The organism is Idiomarina sp. 017G (assembly GCF_004362265.1).
In the GTDB taxonomy this organism is placed as follows: domain Bacteria; phylum Pseudomonadota; class Gammaproteobacteria; order Enterobacterales; family Alteromonadaceae; genus Idiomarina; species Idiomarina loihiensis.
In genome coordinates, this window is the sequence record NZ_SNWT01000004.1 from 22,680 (window position 1) to 40,914 (window position 18,235).

Genomic DNA, 18,235 nt, shown 5'->3' on the forward strand with positions numbered 1-18,235 from the left:
AATTATATTAAGGATTACTATCATGAGCACCCCAGCCTTACCATCATTCTTCTCAATGTATCAGCAACTCATTGCACAGCCTTCCATCAGCTCTATCGACCCGAAGTGGGATCACAGCAATCAGAAAGTTGTGAATTTACTGGCTGAATGGCTGGAGATATTAGGGTTTGAGTGCGAAATCAATGAACTGCAAAGTCAGCCGGGAAAGTTCAATTTACTGGCTCGCCGGGGAGCAGGAAGTGGAGGCTTACTGCTGTCCGGACATACTGACACAGTGCCTTACGACGCCAGCCGCTGGAACTTCGACCCTTTTAAACTCACTGAACAGGACAACCGCTGGTACGGCCTTGGCAGCATTGATATGAAAGGTTTTTTTGCTTTTGTTATTCAGGCTCTGAGCGAGCTGGACGCGGCTCAGCAAACCAAGCCCGTGATGATACTGGCCACCGCTGACGAAGAAACCACTATGGACGGTGCCCGTGAGGTTAGTCGTTTTGTTAACCTCAAACCCGACTACTGCGTAATAGGCGAACCCACAGATATGCGCCCGGTATACGCGCACAAAGGCCACATGAGCGAAGTTATTCGCATTACTGGACGCTCCGGCCACAGCTCAGATCCGGCATTGGGTATTAACGCCATAGAACTGATGCACGAAGTCATTTCAGCACTTATGAAATTAAAAGAAGAGTTCAAGCATAAATATTCAGATTCAAGCTTTTCTGTGCCACACCCCACCATGAACTTTGGTCACATTCATGGCGGCGACAACGCCAACCGTATTTGTGGTTGTTGCGAGCTGCATCTGGACATTCGGCCGCTGCCGGGCTTGTCTGTCGATGAGCTTTACGTTCACCTGCACCAGGCAACGGAAAATATTCAGGCTCGCTATCCGGGGTCAATTGAGCTCATTTCACTGCACCACCCCATACCGGCTTTTCAGCAAAGTACCGACTCCGCATTGGTACAATTAGCCGAGAAAATTTCGAAAACTCAGGCGCATGCGGTTAACTACTGCACTGAAGCGCCCTTTCTTCAGGAACTCGGCTGTGAAACACTGGTTATGGGGCCTGGATCGATACGCCAGGCACATCAGCCCGACGAATATCTGTTAACTGAAAGCATAAAACCAACTCAGGAAAAACTAAAAAGTTTACTAAAAAGTTATTGTTTCTCGGGTTAGCTGCCGATAGCAAATGAGCGTTCAAATTTTAAATGTATACAAATTTGCTACACTTAGTTATCAGCAACTGCATAACGAGGAAATAAATCATGCTACGTCAAATTTCCATAGGTATTCGCGCCAGTATCGCGTTTGGACTGATAGGGTTACTCACTCTCATTTTGGGTATTTTCGCGTTAAACCGTATTGAAATTATTGATAACGGAATAACCACCGTTAGCGAAAAGCAGTTACCTGTGCTTGAAGAAATTAGCGAGCTGAACCAAGAGTTTCTTCTGGTGCGAATTCATTCTGCCAATGTATCAAGTTACGTAAACGATCCACAGCGTCTTGCTACATACAAACAGAAGTTATCAGACGCAATAACTCAATTGAAGGAAAGTCAGCGCCAATACAAGAGCATGGTTCAAGACCCTCAGGCTCAAAAGCTCTTAAGCGAATATGAAGAACTTGACAAAGAATACTGGAAGCTCAATGAACAGTTTAACAAGCTTGTCGACGCAGGTCTGGTAGACGCTATCGCATCTATTCGTGAAAACAGCATACTTCCGTTAACGGATAAAATCACACAGCAACTGGATAAAATGTATGGCGCTGAAAGATCTCTAATTAATCAGGCAGCGGACAACGCTCACAATGTCGCCGAAAACTCGATTCTTGCCGTTATAGTAGTACTAGTCGTTGTCATTGCGTTATTAGTTCTGTTCGCCGTTGTACTGACCCGCAGCATTGTCAAACCTATCGGAGCAGCCGTTGATTTTGCCGAAAGCATTGCTAAGCGCGACTTAACGCAACGTATTGAAATTGTCGGCAAGGATGAGCCTGCACAGCTACTTCGTCAATTAGAACGAACGCAAACAGAACTGCGCAATTCTATTACCACCATATCGGAATCGTCGGAGCAATTAGCGTCAACCTCTGAAGAACTAAGCTCAGTGACTGAAGAGTCTACCCGGACTATTCAGCAGCAGTCGGAAGAATTAGAACAGGCAGCAACGGCCGTAAACGAGCTGACCACCGCCGTTGAAACCGTTGCTCAGGATGCTCAAAACGCTTCTGAAGCTTCCGACGAAGCAAATCAACAAGCGCAACAAGGTAATGACCGCGTACGTAAAACGGTCCGTGCTATTGAAGAGTTGTCTCAGGAAATTGGAGATTCTTCAGGTAACGTGACCGAGCTTGCGGAAAAAGTTAAGAGCATTACTAAAGTGCTTGAAGTTATTAGCGGTATTGCCGAACAAACGAACCTGCTGGCACTAAACGCAGCAATAGAAGCGGCTCGTGCTGGTGAATCAGGTCGCGGGTTTGCCGTTGTTGCGGATGAAGTTCGCTCGTTAGCTCACAAGACACAGCAGTCTACCGTTGAAATTGAAGACATGGTTAAAGCTATTAATGAGTCCAGCGACCGATCTGTCGCCACCATGGATAAGAGCTTAGAGCGTGCTACTAAGACTCTGGACGTAGCACGTGAAGCCGGTGAAGCATTGCAGCTGATTACCGCTGCTGTCAGTGAAATAAACAATCACAACACATCCATAGCCAGTGCCGCAGAAGAACAGGCAAACGTGTCGCGCGATGTGGACAAAAACCTGGTCAGCATTCGTGACCTGTCTAATTCAACAGCCTCCGGTGCAGAGCAAACCAATGCCTCGAGCCGCGAACTCTCGCGCCTGGCCGTTGATCTTAATGAATTGGTTAAGCGTTTTAGAATTTAAATGCCTGACACTTATGTAGCCTGATATTTATGCCAGGTGGGGCATCTCACCTGATGTGAACATCAGGCTACAGGGTGCACATAGCCTGACATTTATGTCAGGTCCAATGCCGTTTCTGACGTAAACGTCAGGCCATCATAATAACCCTCCTGAATACTGCCAATTAACAGCATAAATTAGACTAATGGTGCGACCAGCATCTACTCTTAATCCGTGTTAACAAACTAGTAACAACGGATTCAAAAATGAACAATCTATTTAACTTCAGTCAACCCCTTGATGACGATGCAAAAGCGCTGTTCAACGACGAGAATCAGTCTTTTCTCGCTGAGTTAGTCGATACCTTTCAACCACGGTTAGAGTCGCTGTTAAAGAAGCGTCAGCAACGTCAGGCTCAATTTGACCAGGGTCAGTTACCTGATTTTGACTCTGCAACTCAAAACATCCGTGAAGGAAACTGGCGCATTGCCGAACTGCCAGCAGATTTGAAAAAACGCCGCTTAGAAATTACCGGACCGGTGGATCGCAAAATGGTCATCAACGCTCTGAATGCCAATGTCGATTGTTACATGGCCGACTTTGAGGATTCACAATCTCCTACCTGGGAGGGCATGGTTAACGGTCAAATTAACCTGCGTGACGCCAACATTGGCGGCATGACCTATACCGACCCAGACAGTGGCAAGCACTACGAAGTTGGCCCTGATCCTGCACTCCTAATTGCACGAGTTCGCGGCCTGCACTTACCGGAAAAGCACGTGCAGCGTAATGGCCAAGCTATTCCCGGCGCGCTAATGGACTTTGCTTTGTACTTTTTACTGAATTACCAGCAGCGACTACAACAAGGTTCAGGTGTGTATTACTACCTGCCCAAGCTGGAGCACAGCGACGAAGCCAAATGGTGGGCCGATGTTTTTCACTTTACCGAGAAAAAATTCAGCTTAAAAACCAGCACCATTCGCGCCACCATACTCATAGAAACCCTGCCGGCAGTGTTTCAGATGCATGAAATACTACACGCCATGAAAGACCACATTGCTGCACTTAACTGCGGCCGCTGGGATTACATTTTCAGTTACATAAAAACCCTGAAAGAACATCCTGAACGGGTTCTGCCCGACCGTCAGGTGGTTAGTATGGACAAGCCCTTTCTTAACGCCTATTCGCGCTTGTTAGTGAAAACCTGTCACCAGCGCGGGGCTTTAGCTATGGGCGGCATGGCAGCCTTTATTCCCAGCAAAGATCCAGCCAAGAATGAGAAGATCCTCGCTAAAGTTCACGCCGACAAAACCATGGAGCGCGACAATGGCCACGACGGCACCTGGATTGCCCACCCGGGCTTAGCTGACACCGTACGCGCAATTTTTGTCGACGGTATTGAAGGCGACAACCAGCTTCACGTACTGCGTGAAAACGACACCTCGATTGATCAGACCTTACTGCTGCAACCCTGTGAGGGCGAGCGTACTGAAGCCGGTATGCGCACCAACATTCGGGTATCGCTGCAATACATTTCCTCCTGGCTGAACGGCAAAGGCTGCGTGCCTATCTACGGCTTGATGGAAGACGCCGCCACCGCTGAAATTTCACGTACCTCAATCTGGCAGTGGATCCGCCACGGCAAAACCCTGTCCGACAACACCCCGGTCACCAAAGAGCTGTTCCGGCAGTATCTGCAGGAAGAAGCTGAGGTAGTGAAAAACGAAGTGGGTAAACAACGCTGGAACGACGAACCTTTTGAACAGGCATTAAAGCTTTTAGAAGAAATTACCACAGCCGACGAGCTGGTCGACTTTCTGACCCTGCCCGGCTACCAACAACTCAAGTAATTACAATTAAAGAACAACAAGGAATTATTTATGACAACCCAGAATCTTTCATTCGCACAACAGGTTAAAGAATTGCAAAAGCAATGGGACACCGACCCACGCTGGAAAGGTGTTGAGCGCCCCTACAGTGCCGAAGACGTTGTGCGCCTGCGTGGTAGCGTGCAGCCAGAATACACCTACGCCCGCAACGGTGCCGATAAGCTATGGCAGCTGATTCACGGCAAAGCACAGGAAAAATTCGGCAAAGACTATGTCAACGCATTGGGTGCTTTAACCGGTGGTCAGGCGGTGCAGCAAGTTAAAGCGGGTCTGCAGGCCATTTACCTTTCCGGCTGGCAGGTGGCGGCCGATAACAACTCGGCCTGCAGCATGTACCCGGATCAGTCGTTATATCCGGTCGACTCAGTACCTACGGTTGTCGAGCGCATTAACAACTCATTCGCCCGTGCTGATCAGATACAGTGGTCAAAAGGCGTTACGCCGGAAGACGACAATTACGTAGACTACTTCGCACCTATTGTTGCCGACGCGGAAGCCGGTTTTGGTGGCGTTCTCAATGCCTACGAGCTGATGAAGCGCATGATCCAGTCCGGTGCTGCCGGAGTGCATTTTGAGGATCAACTGGCTTCAGTGAAAAAATGCGGACACATGGGCGGTAAAGTACTGGTACCCACACAAGAAGCGGTGCAGAAACTTTCAGCCGCACGTTTAGCTGCCGATGTTGCCGGTACACCGACACTGATTGTCGCCCGTACTGACGCTAACGCCGCCGATCTACTAACTTCTGACTTTGACCCGAACGACAAGCCGTTCATTACTGGTGAACGCACTGCCGAAGGTTTCTATCGCGTGAAGCCGGGCATTGAACAAGCCATTTCACGCGGCTTAGCATATGCTCCGTTTGCGGATCTTATCTGGTGTGAAACCGCCAAACCAGACTTAGACGAAGCGCGTCAGTTTGCTGAAGCCGTTCATGCCAAATACCCCGGCAAACTGCTGGCCTATAACTGTTCACCGTCGTTTAACTGGAAACGCAACCTGGACGACGACACCATTGCTAAGTTCCAGCGCGAGCTTGCCGCAATGGGCTACAAATTCCAGTTTATTACCTTGGCCGGTGTGCACAACATGTGGTACCACATGTTTGAACTGGCACATGACTATGCCCGCAACGACATGTCAGCCTACGTTAAACTTCAGCAACAAGAGTTTGAAGCGGCAGACAAAGGATACACCTTTGTCGCGCACCAGCAGGAAGTCGGCACAGGCTACTTCGACGAGCTGACCAACGTCATTCAGGGCGGGCTATCCTCAGTCACTGCACTGAAAGGCTCGACCGAGGAAGACCAGTTTAAAACCTCCGCGTAAAGCGCAAGTCGGCATCATAAGGAAAGACATCCGTAAGCTCACCCTTGCGGATGTTTTTTTGTACGCGGCACCAGTAAGCCGAATCAATTAACTCTGGGTGACGCTTCAATAGCTTGTTGCGATATTTTGCTTGTGGCACCGCAAATTGCGCCAACTGCTGCGGAAATACATCGTCCGGTGCGTAGGAAACCTCCCAGTCGTTTTCCGGCAAACGTCTGAAACTCATATCCGTTAAGTAGCGCACTTCGTCGTAATCGTAGAACACCACCCTTTTATGCCGGGTGACACCAAAGTTTTTCAGCAGCATGTCGCCGGGGAAAATATTCGCCGCCATCATTTCTTTTAACGCCCGGCCGTAGTCGTCCATCGCCGCATCCACTTCTTCGTCATTGGCGTATTCTAAGTACAAATTCAGTGGCGTCATTCGGCGCTCAACAAACAACTGGTGAATAACCAAAGTATCACCCTCTATCGAAATAGAGTTGGCAATGGTTTGCTTAAATTCGTCCAGTAAGTCGGCAGAGATACGTTTCAGCGGCAGTGCCACGTCGACAAACTCTAACGTATCGGCCATACGCCCAACCCGGTCGTGCCGCTTAACCATGCGGTAACGGTCGATAACCGTCTGCCGACCAAACTCCTTAGTACCGCCCAACCGGTCTTTAATGACTTTAAACACATAAGGAAAGGACGGCAGCGTAAACACCGTCATAACCATGCCTTTAACACCGGGGGCAGCAGACAGCTGGTCGTCTGTACGGCGCAAATGATGCAAAAACTCCCGGTAGAACTCAGTTTTTCCCTGTTTATGAAACCCCACTGAAGAGTAAAGCTCTGCCAGAGTTTTGTGCGGCATTAAATCCTTTAAAAACCGCACCAAGGCAGAAGGCGCCTCTGTTTCGACCATAAAATACGAACGGGCAAAGCCAAAAATGGTCGCCATGCGGTCCGACCGGGTAATAAAAGCATCCACATAAAGCTTGCCCTGCGAATTAATCAGCACCGGTACAATAAAAGGGTAATGGTTATTTTCAGTCACCACTCGCCCGACAATATACGCGGCTTTGTTGCGATAAAACGGCGACTTCAAAACATCTATGCGCAGGTTGTGGGCTTCAATATCGGTTTCTGTTGCGCGTTCAAAGAACTTATCGCGCAGCTGTTCAATATCATTTTCAAAGTTTTCAAACTCACCACCTAAGCCAATATCCTCAAACACCCGGGTCAGTGTTCCCTCCAGCCCGTCAACCACCGGGAAATAAGAGTGGCATTCGTTCTCTACCGGCACCGGAATGTGGTTCGCCAGCACGGTTTCCACAAAAATATAGTCGTTATTAAAGTAGGCCCGGTCGAACACCCGACAAAACACCGAGTTGTAAAAGGTTTCGGCAAGCTCCGCCTGAGGGTGAAACTTCAGCAGTTGTTGGTAACGCTGCCGGGTAGCTAGCCAGAGGCCTTCATCCAGTTCTGTACCGACGCGGCGCTCGACTTTCTTAGCCGTTGTACCCACCTGATGGTCGTAATAATGAATACGCTCTGAAGCTGCCGACACAACCGCGGTCCAGTCGCGCTTTAAGAAACGTTCACGCGCGCCCTGAGTCAGCACCTGAAAACGCCGGTAATGACTATGGAAGCCATCCAGAATACTTTTTGCCAGGGTCTCGGGGCTAATTGTCATGGTCTTTCATCCGCTAAACCGGTCACAACGACTCTCTACTTGAATCAAGTTAATCATCAATAATGACAGAAACAAGACTGGCGTTATACATTCACCCTATTTATAATCCCGATAGATTTTTTATATTCCACTTATTCTGGATAGTTATGAACACCATCAAAGACATTGATCTGAACCTGCTGGTTTACTTAGATGTGCTGCTGCGGGAGAAGAACGTAACCCGTGCCGCAGCTCAGCTTAATATTACCCAGCCGGCCATGAGTAACGGTCTAAAGCGTCTACGCAACCTGCTGAATGACCCTATTTTAGTTCGCACCAGCGAAGGTATGGTACCAACTCAACGCGCGTTAGACATGCAGGAAGCCCTGCGCGGCGTATTATATTCGGTTGAGGAGATGATTCAGCCGGTGCGTGAGTTTGATGCGCCCACCAGTGACCAGGTCTTTCGTATTATGGCGTCCGACTATGCCGCCTCGACACTCATGCCAAAGCTGCTGGAAAAACTCGATGAGCAGGCACCTCACGTATCACTGGATATTATGACTCCCAGCGATATCAGCTTTCACGACGTTGAGAACGGCAAGGTGGATTTAGCCATTAACCGCTTTGAACAGTTACCACAGTCGTTTCATCAAAAGAATTTATGGAGCGACGAGTTTTCCTGCCTAATCCGCAAAGATCATCCGTTGTTGCAGGACTACACCTTAGACAACTACTTAAAAGCTCAGCATGTGTGGGTGAGTAAAACCGGTTTTGGAGTGGGCGTAGGGATGGACCCGCACGACGTACAAAAACTCGGCTGGGTAGATGACGCTTTAGATAAACTGGGCAAACGCCGGAAAATTAAAGTGTTTACCCGTAATTATCATGTGGCTATGTATCTGGCACGTCAGGGGCTGGTTGCTACCTTGCCAACCCGAGCAGCGGAACTGTATTCACAAGACAGTCAGTTAGTTATGAAAGCTCCGCCGTTTGAGATACCGGGTTTAACTCTGACCATGATCTGGTCACCGCTACTGCAGCACGATGCAGGCCACCGCTGGTTCCGACAAGTCGTCGCCGAAACAGCGGCAGCTTCCTAGCTTCCTTAATAAGGGCTTATTCTTCCCAGAAAAAGTCCTTACGTTTGAGTGGCTCCGGCAACAAGCGATCCATGGTGGTCGCGTCATAGAGTACGCCATTAACCATGGTGTGAGTCACTTTATCGGTATCACGGATGTTCTCCAGCGGGTTGCCATCAATAACGATAATATCCGCCAGTTTACCTTCTTGCAGTGAGCCTAACGCGTGGTCCATACCGAAAACCCGGGCAGGGTCGATGGTCGCCGTGCGTAAGGCTTCCAGTGGTTCCATGCCGCCCTGCGCCATCATCCATATTTCCCAGTGCTGCGCTAAACCTTCACGCTGACCATGGGCTCCGGCAAGTACCTCAACCCCCAGGTCCTGCAATTCAGTTGCCACTTCGGCATTATTAAAGTGATTGTAGTGGTTATGCGGCGCCTTTTCACGGCGCATCGCCTTGCCCACTAAAAATTCCATGGGCACATATTGAGTCAGCTTGGGATGCTTCCATACATCGGTTTCCGCATACCAGTAGTTCTCACCCCAAATACCGCCATAAGCCACACCCAGGGTTGGTGTATAAGCTACGTCACTTTGCTGCCATAACTGACGAATATCATCATAGATATTGGCTACCGGTAATGAGTGCTCAACCGTGGTGTGCCCATCCATGATCATGGTTAAGTTGTGCTGCAACAAAGAGCCTCCTTCCGGCACCACCATCATTTCCAGTTCGCGTCCGGCTTCAACCACTTGTTGACGCTGGTTACGGCGTGGCTGGTTGTAACTCTTGACAGAAAACGCGCCCACTTTCTTCAGACGCTCTAAATGAAACTTCGCGTCTTCCAGGCTATCCACATGCGAGGTGTAACCCGGGCCATTAGCACCGTATAAAATGGTACCGGTTGAAAACAGTCTTGGCGCGGCAATTCTTCCCGCTTTCTGCAGCTCTGAAGCGGCAAAAAACTCGGTTGTGTCGTTAGACGGATCGTGAATTGAGGTCACACCGAACGCCAGGTTCGCGTACTGTCCCCAGTTCTGCTGCGGGATAATTTCCGCCTGCCCCTGACTACCGTGCGCATGTGCATCAAATAAACCCGGCATAACAGTCTTGCCGCTGGTATCAATAACTTCAGCACCGGAAGGCAAATCAACCTCAGCTTCGGGACCAACCGCTACAATTTTATTATTGCGAACCACCACAGTACCCTGCTTATAAACCGTGTCGCCGTTCATGGTAATAACCTGACCACCTACAAAAGCAACCGTCGTATCCGGTACCATAGCGTCATGTTCAAAACCAATGTTCTGGCCATTTTCTACTTTCAGGGTTTCACTTTCGGTTCCGGCATTAAAAGCTTCAGCCACCGATGTATGGTAAAGCTCCGGCCCTAATGTCCAGTAAAGCTGGTCACTGTTTGCCGTCCAGGATAAGTTTTCACCAGCGCGAACGGACAACTGATGCACCGGCATTTGTTTATCACCCGGACCAACATTAATAACACTGCCACGCTCGACTAAAGGCGTCACAAATACTTTAAAACGTTCAGCAAAAGCCAATTGCTTGCCGTCCGGAGACACACGGAACTCAGTTGCTAGTTCCGACTGATACAAGTCGCGCTGCTCCAGCGTGCGTAAATCAATAGCACTTAAGGTTGGTTTATCGCCCGGAGTCATCAAATAAACCCGGTCGTTACGCGCGCCGTATTGCGGTAAATGCCCACTTTCAGCAATTTGCTCCGGTTCTGCATTGGCAGACACCGCTACGCGATAAATACCGTTTTCCAGACCAAACTTATCGGAAATTAAATAGCCTCCACGCACCTTGCGGTAAACCACATGCTTGCCGTCCGGAGAGAATGTGGGTTCAACAAAGTTGCCCTGTCCGGTATTCAGCACTTGCTCATCACCAGAACTGATATCGCGAACAATAACCTTTGCCTGCGCTTCGTCATTCCAGCGAACGAATACGACTTTTTCGCCGTCACGTGAATACTGCGGATAGAGTTCAAAATCTTCGCTATTGGTTAAACGCTGCGGCTCACCATCTGGCAACGAACGTTGATACAAGCTGCCCAAAGCTTCGTAAATCACCGCATCACCCTGAGGAGATACTTGCGCCATACGCAACATTTTCACGTCAAACTGGTCAGCTTCAACGTTTTGTTTAAAGCGCAACGCATGCTGTACTTTCTTCTCGGTTTCAACTTTAAACGGAATAATACGGGCGCTGCCGTCATCAATGTTCAGCTTCTGAATATGACCACCGGCCCAGAACACTAATTGCTTCGAATCTGGTGTCCAGTCCATAGTGGGGTAAACCCCATGAATGGCCCAGGTTTCCTGCATGTCGCGTTCCATTTTCCCGTAAACCCGCTTGTGTTCACCGGTTTTCAGATCCAGCACGTACAGCACGCTGTCAAAATCTTCACGCTTAATGTAAGCCAGGTAACGTCCGTCGGGTGACGGTGTTGGGCGAATAGCCCCACCGGCACCGCTTATCAGCGTTTCAATCTCACCAGTTTCACGCTCAAAACGTTTTATGTCGTAAATACCTTCCAGCGAATCTTTACTGTAGTGAAAGGTTTTGCCCGGCGTGTCATCCTGGGAAAAATAGATGTATTTGCCGTCCGGCGAAAACGCCGGCTCGCCTAAATCCTTCTGGTCATTGGGGCGTTCGGTCAGTTGCACACCCGAGCCGCCGCTGCGGTGGTACATCCACACTTCCCCCGCGCCTAATGAACGGCTGGCAGTGAAGTGTTTACGAGCAACCAAAAACTCGCTGTCCGGACTCCAGGCCGGGCTGTTCAGTAACCGGAAAGTTTCTTCGGTGACGGCGCGCACGTTGTTGCCATCGGCATCCATCACCCAGATGTTATCGCCACCGCCCTGGTCGGAGGTAAAGGCAATGTAGCGGCCATTTGGTGAATAAACCGGCTGCATATGCCACGCAATACCGCCTATCAGTTTTTCAGCTTCACCGCCGCCAAACGGCATACGGTAAATGTCCCCCAATAAATCAAACACAATGTATTCACCGTCCGGGCTGACATCCACATTCATCCAGGTGCCGGAGTTGACCGATATATCAATGGTTTTAAACTCCCCTTGGGGGTCGCTCACATCCCAGCCCTGGGTTTGCTCCTGTGCCATGCTCACCGGCGCAAAGCTTAAAAGCGATGCAACCGCTAAGGTTAATGTTGTTCTTTTCATGGTATAGCCTCATTAAAAATGTCTTACCTTTGTAAGGAGTTAAGATCCAAATGTCCAGTAGCTAACGTTAAATGGTGAGGAAAGGTCGATTAATGGACTTTAGAGGTCAGTAAGTTATAGTGAGAAAATATTCAGGTAACCGGATTGAATATGAACGATGCCTTAGAGAACATCCTCCTCGACGTATCTAAATCGCCAGATATTGACGGTGGCGACTTAGAGAAAGCGTCCGAGCTTATATTAGCCTCTGCTCTGAAAGGGTTGGATATTACCAGGGTTAGTATCTGGTTACTGCAATCGGACAAACAAGCCATGAGAGCGGCTAAACTCATTGACGAGAAATCGCCAAACGCTGAAGTCCCGGTACTTTACAAAAACCAGTTACCTTCTTACTTTCAGGCGTTAGAATCCGAACGCACCATTATTGCCAACGATGCCCGCTGTCATCCTGCAACTATAGAGCTAACTAACGGCTACCTGGAGGAAACCGGCGTTTACGGCTTACTTGACGTTCCCTTACGCCATAAAGGCGAGATGATAGGCGTTATGTGCTGCGAAAGTCGAAGGGAAAACCGCATCTGGACATCCGCCGAAGTCGCTTTTGTTGGTATGCTGGCCGATATTTACGGTCGCGCGGTTAGTGCCGCTGAACGAGAACGGTTTGAGGCCCTGCTCATTCAACAAAATGAACAGCTGGAAAGCATGGTAGAAGAACGTACTCAATCTCTGACCAAAGCACTGGATAACTTTAAGCAGGCTCAGGAAAGGTTAATTGAAACAGAAAAAATGGCAGCGCTGGGCAAATTAGTTGCCGGTGTTGCTCACGAGGTGAATACCCCGCTGGGCGTTTCAGTAACCGCCGTAACTCATTGCGAACATCGCCTGAAAAAACTGAATCAGAGTTTTACTGATGGTTCCATTTCACGAAAACATCTGCAGACCTTTATCGACAATACGTTTGAAGCTTACCAGCTACTAAGCAGCAACCTTGAACGCGCCGCAACACTGATTCAGAACTTTAAGAAAACGGCGGTCGATCAGTCCAGTTTTGAGCTGGTGAAATGCCAGCTCAACGACTATTTACACGCATTAGTCTTAAGCCTCAACCCTATGGTGAAAAAGAAAAAAGTCACCATTACTATTCACTGCAATGAAGATATTGTCTTGAAAACCTACCAGGGCGCACTAGCACAAATTGTGACTAATCTGGTCAGTAACACCAACGACCACGCCTTTGCCGAACCCGACGAAAATCATCAAATTGAAATTATAGCCACAGAAGAAGATAGCGGTGTACGTTTTTCTTTTCGTGACAACGGCAAAGGTATGGACAGCGAAACCATAAAAGATATTTTTGAACCCTTTTTCACCACATCTCGCCAGACTGGCGGCTCCGGACTGGGCTTATCCATTGTTTATAATTTAGTAACACGGAAACTCAAAGGTCAGATATCTGTCCAATCAACGCCTGGCGAAGGCACTGAATTTTCTTTTTTCTTACCTAATTTACCTAAATAGGATGTTGTATGCTTAAAGCTCTGCAAAACTTTTTTCAAAACAATACTGCCGCTGAACAGGCCAGCCTGAATAAGGCAGAAGGTATGACAGACGATGCATTCCTTTCACTGGTATTAATGACTGAAATAAGTCTTGCCGACGGTACGTTGTCGGACGAGGAACGCCAGCACCTCTTACATGAGCTTGAGCACGAATATGACATTACGGATGAGCAAGCAGAAAACGCTATTAGAAAAGCCGTAAAAACAGTAAAAGAAGCCGCTTCGCTGTACGAGTTTACCGCTCAGCTAAAAGCTCTCGCTTACGAAAAGCGCGTTGAGCTATTGGAAAGTTTATGGGTAGTTGCCTACGCTGATGGCGAGCTTGACCCTTATGAGGAAAGCATGTTGCGCAAGCTGGCAGACTTACTCTACATTAGTCACGCTGACTATATTCGAACCAAATTAAAAGTCATGGATTCCTAAGGTCGACGATTAAAAGCTCGGTCAGCGGCCATTTTAATGGCCGCTTTCTCTCGCCGCTTCCATTTCACTTTCCAGACGAGCGGCTTCATCGGCACGCGGCTTAGTGAAACGCGCTAACCACAAATAGAGTACTGGGGTCAGGTAAAGCGTAAACAGAGTTGCCAGCCCTAAACCACCAAATACAACCCAACCAATTGAGTTACGTGCTTCAGCGCCCGCACCAGAAGACAGAATAAGCGGTAAGCCACCCAAAACCGTGGATACCAGTGTCATCATAATAGGCCGTAAACGTATCAATGACGCCTCTTCTATCGCCTCCCTAACCGCTAATCCACGGTCCCGCAACTGGTCAGCAAACTCTACCAACAATACAGAGTTTTTCGCCAGCAGACCTATCAGCATCACTAATCCAATTTGAGAATAAATGTTCAGTGAAGTGCCGGTCAGGAATAAGGCGTAAATAGCTGCGGCAATGCCGAAAGGCACGGTCAGCATAACGACCACTGCACTGTTTAATGACTCAAACTGAGCGGCGAGTACCAGCAAGACAATCAGGAACGCCAGAATATAAGTCATAGCAATTTCCTGCGAGGTGTCTTCAAATGTTGCGGCTTCCCCTAAAAAGACCAGCCCCATACTATCAGGCAAAACTTCTCCGGCTATAGTCCGCAACTGGTCAACAACGTCTGACATAGGCATGTCATCAGGCAATTGCACATCTACTTCTATCGCCCGCCGCTGTGCTTGACGCTCAAGCTCTGCTGACACGCCTTCTTCAATAATTTCGGAAACACTGGAAATAGGAACCAAATCACCGCTGCTGGACGATACATAGAGGTTCTGCATGTCCTGTGGCGACTGAATTAAATTATTACGGGTGCGCAGCATAACCGGAATTTGCTGGTCTCCCACGTTTAAGTCGGCTACGTCATCGCCGTTAATGGCAGCACGTAAAGTTGCGGATATATCATTTAATGATACCCCCAGCTCCGCGGCTCGACGACGGTCAATTTTAACCCTCAACTGCGGCTGCGTCGGTTGATAGGAGACATTAATGTTACCCAAATCAGGCATACGTTCTTTAATAATGGCGGTAAATTCACGAGCAACCTTAAAGATCTCGTCATAATTTTCGCCGGTAATAGCCATTTCCAGGCCGCCCCCCTGACCTCGCAAGTTCAGGCTATTGTCACCAAAGGCCTGTCCCGGTGCACCCGGAACCTGACTTAACGGCTCCCGGATATTATTAATAATTTCCTGTTGGCTAATATCTCGTTCTTCCCAGGGTTTGAGGTTTGCTGTAATAAAAACTAGGTTCGGGTCCCACTGACCAACAACAGTGTAAATCGACTCTATGTCACCACTTTCTTTATACTCCAGCAAAATTTCTTCCAGTTTTCGTGCCTGGCGATCCATAAACTTCAGACCCACACCGTCAGGTCCGCGCGAAAATACCCGAACCGCTCCGCGGTCTTCATTGGGCATAAGTTCGCTGTCAATTTCATTGTAAAGCAGCGCGCCGCCACCAGCAGATAACAAAGACAAAACCACCACAACCCAGCTAAAATCGAGGGCTTTGTGCAACGTTCGTTTATAGAACCGCTTAAAGGCGTTGCCGATTCCCGCAAATCGGTTATTCTGCCCGGCCGATTTAGGCAAACGAGCGGTAAAGGCCGGAACCAGAGACAAGGCAACAAAAGAAGAAATGACCACTGCCGCCGCAAGCACACCGCCAAACTCGCGGAATAAACGCCCGGCTGTTGAAGGTAAAAACGCAATAGGAACGAAAACCGCAACCAACACCGCCGTCGTTGCCACTACCGCAAAAAACACCTCGCGTGTCGCTAATACCGCTGCTGCACGGCTGCCAAGCCCCATGCTGCGGCGGCGTTGAATATTCTCAGTAACAACAATGGCATCATCCACTATCAGACCGGTTGCCAATACCAATGCCAGCAAGGTCAGAATGTTAATGGAAAAGCCCATCAGCCAAATAGCAGCAATAGCGCCGAACAGCGCAACCGGAATAGAGAACGCAGGAATAATAGTCGCGCGGAATGAACCAATGAAGACCCATAGAGTAGCCACAACCAGAACAATAGTAATGGCAAGAGTGGTCACCACTTCAGCTACCGAGGTACGAATAAACTGCGCATCATCGTTGGTGATGCGCATTTCCATATCAGGAAAGCGCTCACGCAGGCGTTCGAGTACCGCTAACGCCTGATCAGAAATTTCGATGGTATTAGAGCCCGCCTGACGTATTACCCCCAAACCGACAACGGGTTTACCGTCAAGGCGAACAAAACTACCGGCATCAGCCGGTGCAAAATAAGCCTGAGCGACATCACCAATACGCGTGTCGTCACGGACAATTATGTTCTCAACTTGATCTTCGGTAATAGCTGTCGCATCAGCTCGTATAATTAATCGCTGGTCGGTCGAACGTAAACTTCCAGCCGGCACGTCAAAAGGCGCCAGCCGCAACGCATCGGCTACATCTGTTACCGATAAACCAAAGCTCACAAGCTTAAGGGGGTCAAGATCCACCCGCAGTACGCGTTCCCGGTCGCCGTTCAGGCGCACATCGGCAACACCATTTATAGCCAAAAATGCCGGCGATAAGTCGGTTTCCAGGCGACGCGTGAGCTCCTCCTGCGTCAGAGTATAGCTGCTAACTGCAATATCCAGAACGGAGCGCGCATCGCTGTCTGCTTTCTGTACATTAATTTGTTCGACATCGTCGGGGAGCTCGCGACGCACTTGGTTAACCGCTTCACGGACTTCTGCCGCAACCACGTCTAAATCAACTCCGGGACGGAATTCAATTGAAATACGCGCGCTATTTTCTTCACTCGAAGACTGGATAGATTCCACGCCAGAAACACGAGCCGCCGCGCCTTCCAGAATACTGGTAACCTCGGCGTCCACCGTTTCTGGTGCGCCACCCGGAAGTGTCGCACTCACACCAACAACAGGCCTGTCGACATCCGGCAGTTCACGTACTTCAACACCCATGAGCGCGGCCAGACCGGCTATGGCAATAAGAACATTGAGAACAACAATCAGTACCGGACGACGAATGGAGACCGAAGGTAAGTCGTTCGCATCCTGCTGGTTATTCAGTTGCTGATCTGACATTATTCAACCGCCTCTTGCGTATCGAGGGTGGCTCTGTCAAAGGTTACTGGTTGGCCTTCTCGCAAGCTTTGAACACCTTCAACTATCAATATATCATCACGTTGAATATCGCCTGAAACTAACACACGGCCTGCCAGACGTTGCTCTATTTGCACATCAATCCGATGCGCTTTGTCATCTTCAATAACCCAGACGAAAGGATTATTAACCCCCCAGGACAACGCCGCTTCGGGTATTGAAGCAAACTCTTCACCGGCAAGTTCTATAGCCGTTCTGAAACTGGTTCCCGGAAGGAAATCGTCGCTGTCATTATTAATTTCAGCACGGGCTCTGTACATACGGGTGGTGGCGTTAATACGAGAATCCAGTTCAATAATTTCGGCGGTTACCGGAGTGCCCGAATAGCGCCAGGGCTCTACTTTAAGTTCTGCTCCGTCCTGCAACAGGGAAACCGCTGCTTCAGGAATACGAAAATCAATTAATAAGGTTGAACGGTCATCTAAGGTTGCGATAGCCGTTTGTTGATCAATGCGGTCACCAACTTCAACGTCAGTAATACCAATAATCCCGGTAAAAGGCGCACGGATAAAACGGTCTTCCAGTTCAATTTTAGCGTTATCCAGTTCTACCCGGGCTAAATCTCTTAATAAAATAGCGTTGTCTAACTCGGACTGGGGCACAGCTCCCTGTTCACGGCTGGTTCGTAAACGTTCTACCGTACGCTCTGCATCGCGTAAGTTAATTTGTGCTTGTTCTACAGCCACTTGCTGACGACGGGCATCCAGCTCGACCAATAACTCGTCTTTCTCAACTTTGTCGCCAGGCTTAAAATTTACCGCCACGACTCTGTCGCCAACAGCAGGATAAATGGTAATGGAGCGCACAGCTTCAGCCGTACCAACTGCTTCTACCCGGTTACGCTCACGCTCAAAAGTAACTTGTTGCGCTAAAACCAGCGCTTCGCGCGATCCAAATTGTTGTGCCTGGCTCGTTTCACTTTGTAGCGAGAACAAAAACACTAAGGTAATGAGTAAAAACTTCATAACGGTCAAATGGAGCTCCAA

At 48.9% G+C, this 18,235-nt stretch carries 11 protein-coding genes; 7 read left to right on the forward strand and 4 right to left on the reverse strand.

What is annotated here, in order from left to right; genetic code table 11:
• Nucleotides 1–22: 22 nt before the first annotated feature.
• The 4 genes from argE to aceA all read left to right on the forward strand — a co-directional run bounded on the left by argE (nucleotide 23) and on the right by aceA (nucleotide 6,095).
• Nucleotides 23–1,183 (forward strand): acetylornithine deacetylase, encoded by a 1,161-nt coding sequence (gene argE / locus DEU30_RS07110; RefSeq protein ID WP_114981938.1) that lies wholly within the window; start codon nucleotides 23–25, stop codon nucleotides 1,181–1,183.
• Nucleotides 1,184–1,272: 89 nt separating this feature from the next.
• Entirely contained in the window at nucleotides 1,273–2,898 is a 1,626-nt protein-coding gene (locus DEU30_RS07115; RefSeq protein ID WP_114981937.1) for a methyl-accepting chemotaxis protein, read from the forward strand.
• A 245-nt stretch (nucleotides 2,899–3,143) separates the two neighbouring features.
• Complete coding sequence (gene aceB / locus DEU30_RS07120) at nucleotides 3,144–4,727, forward strand: malate synthase A (RefSeq protein ID WP_011233865.1); 1,584 nt, start codon at nucleotides 3,144–3,146, stop codon at nucleotides 4,725–4,727.
• A 30-nt stretch (nucleotides 4,728–4,757) separates the two neighbouring features.
• A complete protein-coding gene (gene aceA, locus DEU30_RS07125; protein WP_011233864.1) occupies nucleotides 4,758–6,095 on the forward strand; it encodes an isocitrate lyase in 1,338 nt (445 codons plus the stop codon).
• Here aceA and aceK read toward each other — a convergent pair.
• Nucleotides 6,079–7,773, reverse strand: coding sequence for a bifunctional isocitrate dehydrogenase kinase/phosphatase (gene aceK / locus DEU30_RS07130; RefSeq protein ID WP_011233863.1), 1,695 nt, complete (start codon nucleotides 7,771–7,773; stop codon nucleotides 6,079–6,081). The genes aceA and aceK overlap by 17 nt on opposite strands.
• Nucleotides 7,774–7,919: 146 nt before the next feature.
• Here aceK and DEU30_RS07135 point away from each other — a divergent pair, with 146 nt between their 5' ends.
• Nucleotides 7,920–8,855: a LysR family transcriptional regulator gene (locus DEU30_RS07135; RefSeq protein ID WP_011233862.1), complete on the forward strand. Its 936-nt coding sequence runs from the start codon at nucleotides 7,920–7,922 to the stop codon at nucleotides 8,853–8,855.
• A 16-nt stretch (nucleotides 8,856–8,871) separates the two neighbouring features.
• Here the strand turns inward: DEU30_RS07135 and DEU30_RS07140 are convergent, their stop codons facing one another.
• Nucleotides 8,872–12,048, reverse strand: coding sequence for an amidohydrolase family protein (locus DEU30_RS07140; RefSeq protein ID WP_114981936.1), 3,177 nt, complete (start codon nucleotides 12,046–12,048; stop codon nucleotides 8,872–8,874).
• A 150-nt stretch (nucleotides 12,049–12,198) separates the two neighbouring features.
• Between DEU30_RS07140 and DEU30_RS07145 the strand changes: the two genes are divergently transcribed.
• Complete coding sequence (locus DEU30_RS07145; protein ID WP_114981935.1) at nucleotides 12,199–13,566, forward strand: GAF domain-containing sensor histidine kinase; 1,368 nt, start codon at nucleotides 12,199–12,201, stop codon at nucleotides 13,564–13,566.
• 8 nt (nucleotides 13,567–13,574) lie between these two features.
• Complete coding sequence (locus tag DEU30_RS07150) at nucleotides 13,575–14,030, forward strand: TerB family tellurite resistance protein (protein WP_011233859.1); 456 nt, start codon at nucleotides 13,575–13,577, stop codon at nucleotides 14,028–14,030.
• 33 nt (nucleotides 14,031–14,063) lie between these two features.
• On the opposite strand, the gene DEU30_RS07155 is transcribed toward DEU30_RS07150, so the two are convergent.
• Both DEU30_RS07155 and DEU30_RS07160 read right to left on the reverse strand, forming a co-directional pair.
• Nucleotides 14,064–17,171 carry an efflux RND transporter permease subunit gene (locus DEU30_RS07155; protein ID WP_114981934.1) on the reverse strand — a complete coding sequence of 1,036 codons (3,108 nt, stop codon included), beginning with the start codon at nucleotides 17,169–17,171 and terminating at the stop codon, nucleotides 14,064–14,066.
• Nucleotides 17,171–18,214, reverse strand: coding sequence for an efflux RND transporter periplasmic adaptor subunit (locus DEU30_RS07160; protein WP_114981933.1), 1,044 nt, complete (start codon nucleotides 18,212–18,214; stop codon nucleotides 17,171–17,173). The genes DEU30_RS07155 and DEU30_RS07160 overlap by 1 nt, the downstream gene beginning before the upstream one ends.
• Nucleotides 18,215–18,235: the final 21 nt, after the last annotated feature.

What these genes read in the sequence shown, in the direction of transcription:
- argE (WP_114981938.1), top strand. Translation starts at nt 23, where the DNA reads ATGAGCACCCCAGCCTTACCATCATTCTTCTCAATGTATCAGCAACTC.
- DEU30_RS07115 (WP_114981937.1), top strand. Translation starts at nt 1,273, where the DNA reads ATGCTACGTCAAATTTCCATAGGTATTCGCGCCAGTATCGCGTTTGGA.
- aceB (WP_011233865.1), top strand. Translation starts at nt 3,144, where the DNA reads ATGAACAATCTATTTAACTTCAGTCAACCCCTTGATGACGATGCAAAA.
- aceA (WP_011233864.1), top strand. Translation starts at nt 4,758, where the DNA reads ATGACAACCCAGAATCTTTCATTCGCACAACAGGTTAAAGAATTGCAA.
- aceK (WP_011233863.1), bottom strand. Translation starts at nt 7,773, where the DNA reads ATGACAATTAGCCCCGAGACCCTGGCAAAAAGTATTCTGGATGGCTTC.
- DEU30_RS07135 (WP_011233862.1), top strand. Translation starts at nt 7,920, where the DNA reads ATGAACACCATCAAAGACATTGATCTGAACCTGCTGGTTTACTTAGAT.
- DEU30_RS07140 (WP_114981936.1), bottom strand. Translation starts at nt 12,048, where the DNA reads ATGAAAAGAACAACATTAACCTTAGCGGTTGCATCGCTTTTAAGCTTT.
- DEU30_RS07145 (WP_114981935.1), top strand. Translation starts at nt 12,199, where the DNA reads ATGAACGATGCCTTAGAGAACATCCTCCTCGACGTATCTAAATCGCCA.
- DEU30_RS07150 (WP_011233859.1), top strand. Translation starts at nt 13,575, where the DNA reads ATGCTTAAAGCTCTGCAAAACTTTTTTCAAAACAATACTGCCGCTGAA.
- DEU30_RS07155 (WP_114981934.1), bottom strand. Translation starts at nt 17,171, where the DNA reads ATGTCAGATCAGCAACTGAATAACCAGCAGGATGCGAACGACTTACCT.
- DEU30_RS07160 (WP_114981933.1), bottom strand. Translation starts at nt 18,214, where the DNA reads ATGAAGTTTTTACTCATTACCTTAGTGTTTTTGTTCTCGCTACAAAGT.